This is a genomic window from Massilia eburnea (genome assembly GCF_050709955.1).
In the GTDB taxonomy this organism is placed as follows: domain Bacteria; phylum Pseudomonadota; class Gammaproteobacteria; order Burkholderiales; family Burkholderiaceae_D; genus Rugamonas; species Rugamonas eburnea_A.
This window is the reverse complement of record NZ_JBNZFX010000036.1, coordinates 22,608-34,111: the sequence shown is the minus strand read 5'-3', so window position 1 is coordinate 34,111 and position 11,504 is coordinate 22,608. Positions and strand designations below refer to the sequence as shown.

Here is an 11,504-nt window from a genome sequence, read left to right as displayed (position 1 = left end):
ATGGTTTGGCAGACTATAATTTTGCATTAATAACAAGTCAATATGGAGACCGTATATGTTCTTCCTTTACGCCTTGGGCGGCGCAGCATTGGCACTGTTTGCTGCAGACCGGCTACTGCCAGCCCCGCTGGCACGGGCATCGCTCGCGCTGGAGCGCAAGCGTTCGGGGCTCACCCTGCGCCACGCTTCCCTGCCCTACCTCGATAGCGGCACGGGCAAGGAGGTTCTGGTGCTGGTGCACGGCTTTGCCGGCGACAAGGACAACTTCACGCGCATCGCGCGCTTGCTGGCGCCGCACTACCGCGTGATCATTCCCGACCTGCCGGGCTTTGGCGATGCGCGGCGCGATCCCGACGCAAAGCACGACATCGCGACGCAAGTCGAAAACCTGCGCGCCTTCATGGGGGAGCTGGGCGTGCAGCGTTTCCACATGGGAGGCAATTCGATGGGAGGCTTCATTGCCGCCGAATACGCGGCGCGCCACCCGGAGCAGGTTGCGAGCCTTTGGCTGCTGGCGCCCGCAGGTACCGACGCCGCGTACGACAACCCCACTTTCCATACCTATCTGGCAGGCGGTGGCATGCCGCTGCTGGTGCCCGGCCCGCGCGACTTCGAGACGCTGATGGCGAGCTGCATGGCGAAGCCGCCGTTCTTCCCCTATTCGCTGAAACACGTGATGGCCAGGCGTGCGGTGGCGGATTACGGGCTGCACTGCGCAATCATGCGCGAACTGCTCGACTCGCCGATGCTGCGCGTCGCTATCGAAACGCCTGCGCTGATCGTGTGGGGCACCGAAGACCGCATCCTCAGCCCCAAAGGTGCCGCCGCGACCAGGGCGCTGATGCCGGATGCGCGGTTGATCATGATGGAAGGTATTGGGCATCTGCCCATGCTGGAAGCGACGCGCCGCACAGCACGCGACTTCCTGGACTTCCAGCTTACGCTGGACGGCCAGTCAGGGCAAAAGCGCGAGTGCGCTTGAGGAACTCGTTAAACTGGGTGGCGTGCTCGGGGAAACGTTCCTGGCCCTCGGTGAAGATTGCCGCAGCCTCGTCGAGATGCCCCAGCTTCATCAGGCATTCACCCTTGCAGAAGAAGGCTGACATGCCTTCCGGATTAAGGTAGAGGGATTCGTCCAGGTCGCGCAGCGCCTTTTCATACAAGCCTAGTTCCATGAAGGAGAAGGCACGCTTGTCCAGCGCATCGGTGTAAGCGGGATAGAGTTCGATGGCCTTGCCATATTCGTTGATCGCTTCGATGCTGCGGCCTTCGGCGGCATGCACGCCGGCGCGCTCGAAATGTTCGGTGGCGGTGCGCATGATGGTGTCGACATCCTGTCCGGTCAGGCGCACGTATAGTTCGAAGTCCATGTACTTCAGGCCTTGCAACTCGCGCGCAGTAGCGGGCTGGTTGCCGGCCAGCTCCCAGCCCTCGGCGAGCGACGCCGCGGCACGCGGCGCATGCGCCATGCGCACAGCGGCCTGCGCCAGTGATTCCAGCGAGGGCTTGCGGGCCGTTGCATCGTAGGTCAGGCAATGGCGCAGTCGAACCTTCAACGGCGAACACCTTGAGGGCGCACCAGGATTTGCCGTCGGCGGCAGGCTGGACGAGCACATCTCCCGCCGTTACGACGAGTTGCTGGTTGGGCTGGAAATTTCCCGCCGCCCTGGCGCGCGGGGCGCCGAGGGAAGCGAAGAAGGCAGTGATGGTTTTAAGCATGCACAGGAGTGTACATGCTTTTTTGGCAGGATTACTGCTGGGCGTAGGCCGCCAGTCGGGCCTCAGTGCAAGGCTGCAGGTCGGCCTGGGAGCTGATGTTCATGCCCAGGTCGTTCAACAGGCCGTCCTTCAGGCCGTAGACGAAACCGTGCACGGTCAATTCCTGGCCGCGCTCCCACGCGTCCTGCACGATGGTGGTCGCGCAGACGTTGGTCACCTGCTCCACCACATTCAGCTCGCACAGGCGCTCGCTCTGCTTGCCGATATCGGCCAGCGCAGCGCCGAGGTAACGCTCGTGCTTTTGCGCGACGTCCTGCACATGGCGCAGCCAGTTGTCGACCAGGCCGACACGGCCGCCGGTCAGCGCGGTATGCACGCCCTTGCAGCCATAGTGGCCCACGATAATGACGTGCTTCACCTTCAGCACTTCGATAGCGAACTGCAGCACCGACAGGGAATTCAAGTCCGAATGGACCACCACGTTGGCGATATTACGATGCACGAACACTTTTCCAGGCGGCAGGCCAAGCAGTTCGTTTGCCGGTACGCGGGAATCGGAACAGCCGATCCACAGGTATTCCGGCGCTACCATCGACAGGTCGCGGAAGTAGTCAGGGTCTTGGGTGACCTTTTTCTCCGCCCATTGGCGGTTGTTTTCCAGCAGGTGCTTCAGTACGTCGTCGCTCATATACTCACTCGAAGAAGTCTTTGACCTTGTCCATGAAGGACTTGGTCTGTGGGCTATGCTTCGCACCACCTTCGTTGGTGGAACGCTCGAATTCGCGCAGCAGGTCTTTCTGCTTGTCGGTCAGCTTGACCGGGGTCTCAACGGCGACATGGCAGAACAGGTCGCCCGGATAACCGGAACGCACGCCCTTGATGCCCTTGCCCTTGAGGCGGAAGGTCTTGCCGGACTGGGTACCGTCCGGAATGGTGAACGATACTTTACCATCCAGCGTCGGCACTTCGATCTCGCCGCCCAGCGCCGCCTTGGCGAAGCTGATCGGCATCTCGCAATGCAGGTCGTCGCCTTCGCGCTGGAACACCGCGTGCGGCTTGATGTGGATCTCCACATACAGGTCGCCCGGCGGACCGCCGTTGGTGCCCGGCTCGCCGTTGCCGGTGGAGCGGATGCGCATGCCGTTGTCGATGCCGACCGGGATCTTCACTTCCAGCGTCTTGTTGCGCTTGATGCGGCCTGCGCCGGAGCACGATGGGCACGGCTCAGGAATGACCTTGCCGGTGCCGTGGCACTTAGGGCAGGTCTGCTGGATGCTGAAGAAGCCCTGCTGCATGCGCACTTGGCCGTGGCCGCCGCAGGTGCCGCAGGTGACCGGCTGGGTGCCAGGCTTGGCGCCGGAACCGTGGCAGGTGTCGCATTTGTCCCAGCTCGGCACGCGGATCGTGGTGTCGAAGCCGTGGGCGGCCTGCTCCAGGGTGATCTCCAGGTTGTAGCGCAGGTCGGCGCCGCGATACACCTGCGGGCCGGAAGAGCGGCCGCGGCCACCGCCGCCGAAGATATCGCCGAAGATGTCGCCAAAGGCGTCGCCAAAGCCGCCGAAGCCGCCACCGCCGCCCGCCCCCATATTCGGGTCAACGCCAGCGTGACCGTAACGGTCGTACGCTTCGCGCTTCTCCGGATTGGTGAGCATCTCGTAGGCCTCTTTGACCTCCTTGAACTTCTCTTCGGCCTCTTTATTATCCGGATTGCGGTCCGGATGATATTTCATCGCGAGTTTGCGATAGGCCTTCTTGATCTCGTCGTCGGACGAGTTCTTAGCGACCCCGAGGATCTCGTAAAAATCACGCTTTGCCATGGTGTACCAATTTATGCGAAAAAGCCGAGCGAGCCCCTGTTGGATGCTCGGCTCGGCAGGTCATCGAGTTGACCGGATGTGAAGCTTACTTGCTGTCTTTGACTTCCTTGAAGTCAGCGTCGACCACGTCGTCCTGTGCCGGCTTGGATTCAGCCTGTGCACCGGCGCCAGCGCCTTCAGCACCGGCCGCGCCCTGCTGCGCCTGCATGTCAGCGTACATCTTTTCGCCCAGCTTCTGCGAAGCCTCGGACAGTGCTGCCACTTTGGCGTCGATCGCTGCCTTGTCGCCATCCTTGATGGTGGCTTCCAGGGCGGTGATCGCAGCTTCGATCTTCTCTTTCTCGCCGGCGTCCAGCTTGTCGCCGTACTCGGTCAGGGATTTCTTGGTCGAGTGCACCAGTGCGTCGGCCTGGTTGCGCGATTCGGCCAGTTCCTTCAGCTTCTTGTCTTCTTCCGCGTTCAGTTCCGCGTCCTTCACCATCTTCTGGATTTCCTCTTCGGACAGGCCGGAGTTCGCCTTGATGGTGATCTTGTTTTCCTTGCCGGTGGCCTTGTCTTTCGCGCCGACGTGCAGGATGCCGTTAGCGTCGATGTCGAAGGTCACTTCGATCTGCGGAGTGCCGCGTGCTGCTGGCGGGATGCCTTCCAGGTTGAACTCGCCCAGGCCCTTGTTGCCGGCAGCGATTTCACGTTCGCCCTGGTACACCTTGATGGTCACGGCCGGCTGGTTGTCGTCGGCGGTCGAGAACACTTGCGAGAACTTGGTAGGAATCGTGGTGTTCTTGTGGATCATCTTGGTCATCACGCCACCCAGGGTTTCGATACCCAGGGACAGCGGGGTCACGTCCAGCAGCAGCAGGTCTTTACGGTCGCCCGACAGAACTGCACCCTGGATCGCGGCGCCGACGGCCACTGCTTCGTCAGGGTTCACGTCTTTACGTGGCTCCTTGCCGAAGAACTCTTTCACTTTTTCCTGCACCTTAGGCATACGGGTCATGCCGCCGACCAGGATGATGTCGTCGATGTCGGACACTTTCACGCCAGCGTCCTTGATCGCGGTGCGGCAAGGCTCGATGGTGGCGGTGATCAGTTCCTCAACCAGGGACTCCAGCTTGGCGCGGGTCATCTTCAGGTTCAGGTGGACCGGGGCGCCGTTCGCCATGGCGATGTAAGGCTCGTTGATTTCGGTCTGCTGCGAGGACGACAGTTCGATCTTCGCGCGCTCGGCCGATGCCTTGATACGCTGCAGGGCGATTGGATCCTTTTTCAGGTCCAGGCCGTTGATCTTCTTGAATTCTTCGATGATGTAGTCGATCACGCGCTGGTCGAAGTCTTCGCCGCCCAGGAAGGTGTCGCCGTTGGTCGACAGCACTTCGAACTGCTTTTCGCCGTCCACGTCAGCGATCTCGATGATCGACACGTCAAAGGTGCCGCCGCCCAAGTCATACACGGCGATCTTGCGGTCGCCCTTGTCGGTCTTGTCCAGGCCGAAGGCCAGTGCGGCTGCGGTAGGTTCGTTGATGATGCGCTTGACTTCCAGGCCAGCGATACGGCCGGCATCTTTGGTTGCCTGGCGTTGCGAGTCGTTGAAGTACGCTGGCACGGTGATGACCGCTTCGGTCACTTCTTCACCCAGGTAGTCTTCAGCGGTCTTCTTCATCTTGCGCAGGACTTCTGCGGAGATTTGCGGAGGAGCCAGTTTCTTGTCGCGCACGCCGATCCATGCATCGCCGTTGTCGGCCTTCATGATCTCGTAAGGCATCAGGGAGATGTCCTTCTGGACTTCCTTTTCCTGGAACTTACGGCCGATCAGGCGCTTGACCGCGAACAGGGTGTTCTTCGGGTTGGTGACGGCCTGGCGTTTGGCAGGTGCGCCAACCAGGATTTCGCCGTCTTCTTGGTAGGCGATGATGGAAGGGGTGGTACGCGCGCCTTCCGCATTCTCGATGACCTTCGGCGCGCCATTTTCCATGATGGCGACGCAGGAGTTGGTGGTGCCCAGGTCAATACCGATGATTTTGCCCATGATTTGTTCTTCCTTGTGTACTAAGTTTAATTACTTCTTATATGTGGAATTTGTGTTTCTTTTCAAGTGCTTACTTTGGCTGGGCAGCCGTCACGATGGCGGGACGCAGCAGGCGGTCCGCAATCATGTAACCCTTTTGCAGCACGGTCACGACAGTGTTCGCTTCCTGCTCGGAAGGCACCATGGCTACGGCCTGGTGCTTGTTCGGGTCCAGCTTTTCGCCGGCCGCCGGCATCACTTCGATCAGGCGGTTGCGCTCGAAGGCGGAATTCAGCTGTTTCAGGGTCATTTCGACGCCTTCCCTCAGCGATTCCAGGGTCGGGTTGTCGACTTTCAGCGCCATTTCAAGGCTGTCTTTCACCGGCACCATGGCTTCGGCGAAGCTTTCAACGGCAAATTTGTGGGCCTTGGCCACGTCTTCCTGGGCGCGGCGGCGGATGTTTTCGCCTTCCGCCTTGGCGCGCATGAATGCGTCATGCATTTCAGCCAGTTTTGCCTCGGTCGCGGAGAGCTGCGCTTCCAGGTCGGACATCGCAGGGGCTTCAACTGGAGTCGTTTGCTCTTCTGCCTGCTCCACTTCCGGGTTCTGGCTTGGCTGGTTTTCCTGGTCTTGCATCTAAAAGACTCCTACAAAATCATGTTTATCTGACAGTTGCTGCTTGGTGCACGAGCAAGAAATGGGGCTTGCCCCTATCTTTTCAAGGGGTATTCTGCCCTTCCGTGCAAAGGCCCGGCGCACGCCGGTGGGGTTGCTGTAACTGTAGAGTTACAAATTTTACAAAGCTCAGAGATACGTAAACCGGGGGTTTTGACTAAGATGAATCTATGCGGTGCCTGGACACCGCGTCCCCTCGGAGCGCATCATGAAGTTGCCATTTATTACAGCATCGATCATCGCGTGGAGCGTTCTTGCTACAGCAGTGATCGTCTTCAGCGAACTCTTCCCCTAACCAGTTATTTTAGCAGGTTAGCACTCACCACCCGCAAGTGCTAACAACTGGTTACCGGCGCAGCTTGCGCATGGACGACATGGTCGGCCAGCCGATCATGTGTTGCTCGGCAACCTCAGTCAGGGCAGCGATCCAGGCTGGATGGCTGTTCAGGCAAGGAATGTAGTTGAATTCCTTGCCGCCGTTGGACAGGAAGTCGTGCCGTACTTCCATTGCAATTTCTTCCAGGGTTTCCAGGCAATCGCTGGTGAAGCCCGGGCAGATCACATCCAGCTTGCGCACCCCGCCCTTGGCCAATTGCGCCACGGTCGGCGCGGTGTAGGGCTGCAGCCACTCAGCCTTGCCAAAGCGGGACTGGAAGGTAACCAGGTACTGGTTTTCATTCAGGCGCAGCTTGTCCGCCAACAGGCGGGCGGTTTCCATGCATTCGCGCTGGTAGGTGTCGCCCAGGTCGATCGTGCGTTTCGGTACGCCGTGGAAGCTCATCAGCAGTTTTTCGCCACGGCCGTTGGTTTCCCAATGGGCCAACACGGTCTTTTTCAGCGCGTCGATATAACCGTCGTGGTCGTGATAGTCGCGCACGAAACGCAGCTCGGGGATATTGCGCACCTTCTTGTAATGGTCGAACACCGCGTCGCTGACCGAAGCGGTGGTGGTGCCGGAGTATTGCGGATAGGCCGGCAGGATCAGGATGCGGTCGTGGCCGTCGGCCTTGAGCTTGCCAAGCACGTCCGGCAGGGATGGCGAACCGTAGCGCATCGCCATGGCCACCGTCACGTCGTTGTGGCCACGCTCGCCGAGCAGGCCGCACAACAGCTTGGCCTGCGCTTGCGTGTGGTATTTCAGCGGCGAGCCGTCGCTGGTCCAGATCGAGGCGTACTTTTGCGCCGACTGCTTGGAACGGAACGGCAGGATGATGCCGTTCAGGATGAACCACCAGACTGCCTTCGGTATTTCGACCACGCGCGGGTCGGACAGGAATTCCTTCAGGTAGCGGCGCACGGCGCCTGGCGTCGGTTCGTCAGGAGTGCCGAGATTGACCAGCACCACGGCGGTTCTGGAGACAGAGCCTGGCTGGAGGGCGGGTTCTTTGGCGAACGGCATCTTGGGGACTTTTTGTTATTCGTGGGCGCGCCATTATAAACCCGGCAAGGCGGGGTCTGACCCACAGGGTCAGACCCCGGTGCACAACGTTCGGGGGTGTCGGTTTAAGGCCTTTGACTTATTGCGAGAATCAAAAGCCTGGAACCAACCCCGCAGCAGTCGCCCCGAGGGGGTCTGACCCTGCGGGTCAGACCCCGGTTTACCGGTTTCAAGAGGCCAGCAACTCGCGGGCGTGCTTGCGGGTGGTGGCGGTGATTTCCAGGCCGCCCAGCATGCGCGCGACTTCTTCGATGCGCGCCTTTTGGTCCAGCACTTCGATGCGCGAGGCTGTGCGGCCGTTGTCCGAAGGTCCTTTCGCGACCTGGAAGTGCTGGTTGCCCTGGCTTGCCACTTGCGGCAAGTGGGTCACGCACAGCACCTGGCGCTCCTGGCCAAGACGTTTGAGCAAGCGGCCGACCACTTCCGCAACGCCGCCGCCGATGCCGCTGTCGACCTCATCGAAGATCAGCGTCGGCACCGTCGTCGCGTGCGAGGTGATCACGGAGATCGCCAGCGAGATACGCGCCAGTTCGCCGCCCGACGCTACTTTCGCCAGCGGGCGGGGCGCCACGCCGGCATGGCCAGCGACCAGGAATTCCACCTGCTCCACGCCGTAAGCTGTCGGCTCGCACGGACGCAGCGCGATCTCGAAGCGGCCGCCGGACATGCTCAACTCCTGCATGCCCTGCGTGACGGCTGCGCCCAGCGCTTGCGCCGCGGTCGCGCGCGCCGCCGACAGCTCCGCAGCCAAGGCAAGATATGATGTCTTCAGCTTTTCCTGCTGCTTGCGCAAGCCTTCCAGGTCCGCTGCATCGGCCAGTTGCGCCAGCTTTTCCGACAAGCGCTCATGCTCGTCCGGCAGATCATCAGCCTGCACGCGGAATTTGCGCGAGGCGGAATGCAGCGCTTCCATGCGAGCATCAATCTGGCGCAAGCGCGCTGGGTCAAGCTCCACGCGGTCCATGTAGGTATTCAGCGCATATACGGATTCCTGCAGCTGGATGCGCGCCGACTCGAGAAGGTCGACCACCGGTTGCAATTCGGCGTCCACCGAGACCAGCTTGCCGAGCCGGGTCGCAATCGTAGTGACCTGCGACAGCACCGGGTGATCCTCCGCCTCCGACAGCACGCCCAACGCTTCCTGCGCGCCTTCCAGCAGGCTGGCCGCGTGCGACAGGCGCGAATGCTCGTTGCCGATTTCCGCCCACTCGCCTTTTTTCGGCGCCAGCTTGTCCAGCTCCGTTACCTGCCACTCCAGGCGTTCACGCTCGAACTGCAGGTTGGCCGCGTTGGCCTCGTATTCTTCCAACTGTTTCGACAAAGCGCGCCAGGCGCGGTATGCCGCCGTCACTTCACGGACGTTGGACTCGCCTTGATTATCCAGCAGCTCGCGCTGCGAATCGGTTTTCAGCAGCGACTGGTGCGCGTGCTGGCCATGGATATCGACCAGCATCTCGCCCAACTCGCGCAACTGCCCCGCCGTCGCGGCTACGCCATTGATGAAGGCCTTGGAACGGCCGGCATTGTCGATCACGCGCCGCAGCAGCGCGCCGCCCTCCTCCACCGCAAATTCGTTCGCCGCCAGCCAGGCCTGCGCTTGTTCGGTCAGCGCGAAATCGGCGGTGATGTCGGCCTTGGCCGCGCCTTCGCGCACCATGCTGCCATCACCCCGGCCACCCAGCGCCAGCGTCAGTGCATCAATCAGAATGGATTTACCGGCACCGGTTTCGCCGGTGAAGACTGTGAAGCCAGGGGAAAATTCAAGCTCGATCGAATCGACAATAACGAAATCGCGGATGGACAGGGTTCGAAGCATCAGATTTTGCCGTCAGTAGAGGGGTATTCGTTCCAGTGCAGCTTTTCGCGCAGGGTGTTGTAGTAGCTCCAGCCTTCCGGGTGCAGGAAGGTGATGGTGTGGGGCGACAGGCGGATGTGGATCCGGTCACCGTTCGCCAGGCTGGCGAAGGTCTGCATGTCAAAGTTCACGGTGGTGTCTTTGCCGCGCTTGATCTCGATCACGATCTCGCTTGAATCAGGCAGCACGATCGGGCGGTTGGACAGCGCGTGCGGCGCGATCGGCACCATCACGATGCCGCCCAGAGTCGGATGCAGCAGCGGTCCGCCGGCCGACAGCGCATACGCCGTGGAACCGGTCGGGGTCGAGATGATCAAGCCGTCCGAACGCTGGTTGTACATGAACTGGTGGTCGACATCGACGCTCAGCTCCACCATGCCGGCGCCAGCACCGCGCGACACCACCACGTCGTTGACGGCGGTGCCGAAGAAGATCGCCTTCCCTTCGCGCATGACGCGGCCTTCCAGCAAGGTGCGGCGTTCGGCCTTGTGGGTGCCGCCGAGGATGCGTCCCAGCACGGGCAGCATGTCTTCCTGGCGGATGTCGGTCATGAAGCCGAGGCGGCCCTGGTTGATGCCGATCAGCGGCGTGTCGTAGGAGGCGAGCTGGCGCGCGATGCCCAGCATGGTGCCGTCGCCGCCCATCACCACCACGGCATCGGCGCGCTCGCCAATGCCCTGCACGCTCATCGAGGGGAAATCCGCGATGGCGAGGTGCTCGGCCGTGTCGGCCTCCAGCACCACGCTGTACCCACCCTGCTTCAGGAAGTCCAGCACATCGCGCACCGGCTCTTCGATGCCGGTGGTGTTGGGGCGGACAACCAGTGCAATCGTGTTGTACATCGGATGCGTAGCGGACATATCAATCTCGGTCAAAATATGGGGGTGGCAACACGCAGCAGAGTAACCCATAATGCTTGCTCATGCCATGCATTGCGACACTGGCCGATACGCTAATAAATACTGTATGTTTGCACAGTATATAACAAGGGAGACTGGAATGGCAAAAGCATTGGGCATCGGCGGGATTTTCTTCAAGTCCAAGGACCCGGTTGCGCTGATGGCCTGGTACCAGGCTTGCCTCGGCCTGCCGGACGAAGCCAAGGAGTACGCCTCGTTTGCGCCGGCCACCATGCCGTCGAATGGCGCCACGGTGTTCAGCCCCTTCAAAAGCACGACCTCCTACTTCGCCCCGTCCAAGCGCGATTTCATGATCAACTTCATTGTGGATGACCTGGACGGCGCGCTGAAACAAGTCGCCGATGGCGGTGGCACGCTGGTGGGCGATCCCCAATCTTTCGACTATGGCCGCTTTGGTTGGTTTATCGATCCGGACGGGAATAAGATCGAACTGTGGCAGCCGACTGCTGCGGCGTGAGGAACTGACCAGGCGCCAGCCTGACTACCTTGCGGCCGGCGGCGAAGTTCCGTGGTGTGCGCGGGCGGCATTGCGGATGCTGATCCATCTCAAAAGCAGGCCAGTCGCGGCTTTCCATGTGGCAAGGTGAGGTAGAATTCAAGCTATTGAGAGACCTGCCACCCCTTCTTGCCCACGCCATGGATTCCGTATCAGAAGCACAATTCGAGCTTGACCAATTGCGCCTGGAAGCCAAACGGCAGGTGCTTGGCACGGTGGTGTTGGGCGTCATGGCCGGCCTGCTGGCGTTTGTCGGCCAGAGCGCGCTGGGGCAGGCGCGTCCTCTGCTTGAACCTTCGTTTGGGACTTGGCAATCGCTCTACACTTTCGTGCTATGGGCATTGGCGATTGCATGGGTGGTTGCGCTGGCCCAGCAAGGCATCCACTTCCAGAACATCAGCGAACGCTTTGAATCGCAGCGCCGCCTGGACACCGTCTACGCTGAGCGCGCAGCCAAAGCGCAAGCGGTCGAAGGCGAACGCCAGCGCCAGCGCGCCGAATCCGAGGCTCGGCAAGAAGCCGCACGCGTCAAGCGCCAAAGCAAGAACACGCGCAGTACCAAGTTCGATTATTGATCT

11 protein-coding genes are annotated in these 11,504 nt (G+C 60.9%); 3 read left to right on the top strand and 8 right to left on the bottom strand.

The features are described from left to right. The first annotated feature begins 55 nt into the window (after positions 1–55). Complete coding sequence (locus ACQ4MM_RS22365) at positions 56–982, top strand: alpha/beta fold hydrolase (RefSeq protein ID WP_431479428.1); 927 nt, start codon at positions 56–58, stop codon at positions 980–982. On the opposite strand, the gene ACQ4MM_RS22360 is transcribed toward ACQ4MM_RS22365, so the two are convergent. From ACQ4MM_RS22360 to ACQ4MM_RS22325, 8 genes are all read right to left on the bottom strand, one after another. Beyond that, the gene (locus tag ACQ4MM_RS22360; RefSeq protein ID WP_431479427.1) at positions 939–1,556 is read right to left on the bottom strand and encodes a tetratricopeptide repeat protein; all 618 of its coding nucleotides are present in this window, start codon (positions 1,554–1,556) and stop codon (positions 939–941) included. The two genes, ACQ4MM_RS22365 and ACQ4MM_RS22360, sit on opposite strands and share 44 nt — an antisense overlap. 194 nt (positions 1,557–1,750) lie before the next feature. Next, positions 1,751–2,407 (bottom strand): carbonic anhydrase, encoded by a 657-nt coding sequence (locus ACQ4MM_RS22355; protein ID WP_431479426.1) that lies wholly within the window; start codon positions 2,405–2,407, stop codon positions 1,751–1,753. A 4-nt stretch (positions 2,408–2,411) separates the two neighbouring features. Next, positions 2,412–3,536 (bottom strand): molecular chaperone DnaJ, encoded by a 1,125-nt coding sequence (dnaJ, locus tag ACQ4MM_RS22350; RefSeq protein WP_431479425.1) that lies wholly within the window; start codon positions 3,534–3,536, stop codon positions 2,412–2,414. Between the two features lie 85 nt (positions 3,537–3,621). Then, positions 3,622–5,562: a molecular chaperone DnaK gene (dnaK, locus tag ACQ4MM_RS22345; protein ID WP_431479424.1), complete on the bottom strand. Its 1,941-nt coding sequence runs from the start codon at positions 5,560–5,562 to the stop codon at positions 3,622–3,624. A gap of 70 nt (positions 5,563–5,632) precedes the next feature. Further along, on the bottom strand, positions 5,633–6,178 hold the full coding sequence (gene grpE / locus ACQ4MM_RS22340; RefSeq protein WP_431479423.1) for a nucleotide exchange factor GrpE: 546 nt from the start codon (positions 6,176–6,178) through the stop codon (positions 5,633–5,635). Between the two features lie 385 nt (positions 6,179–6,563). Continuing rightward, on the bottom strand, positions 6,564–7,616 hold the full coding sequence (hemH, locus tag ACQ4MM_RS22335; RefSeq protein WP_431479422.1) for a ferrochelatase: 1,053 nt from the start codon (positions 7,614–7,616) through the stop codon (positions 6,564–6,566). 208 nt (positions 7,617–7,824) lie between these two features. Beyond that, positions 7,825–9,471 (bottom strand): DNA repair protein RecN, encoded by a 1,647-nt coding sequence (gene recN, locus ACQ4MM_RS22330; RefSeq protein ID WP_431479421.1) that lies wholly within the window; start codon positions 9,469–9,471, stop codon positions 7,825–7,827. After that, a complete protein-coding gene (locus ACQ4MM_RS22325) occupies positions 9,471–10,370 on the bottom strand; it encodes an NAD kinase (protein ID WP_431479420.1) in 900 nt (299 codons plus the stop codon). The genes recN and ACQ4MM_RS22325 overlap by 1 nt, the downstream gene beginning before the upstream one ends. 139 nt (positions 10,371–10,509) lie before the next feature. On the opposite strand from ACQ4MM_RS22325, the gene ACQ4MM_RS22320 reads away from it, so the two are divergent. After that, a complete protein-coding gene (locus ACQ4MM_RS22320; protein ID WP_431479419.1) occupies positions 10,510–10,887 on the top strand; it encodes a VOC family protein in 378 nt (125 codons plus the stop codon). Positions 10,888–11,066: 179 nt separating this feature from the next. Next, entirely contained in the window at positions 11,067–11,501 is a 435-nt protein-coding gene (locus tag ACQ4MM_RS22315; protein ID WP_431479418.1) for a hypothetical protein, read from the top strand. The last annotated feature ends 3 nt before the right edge of the window (positions 11,502–11,504 follow it).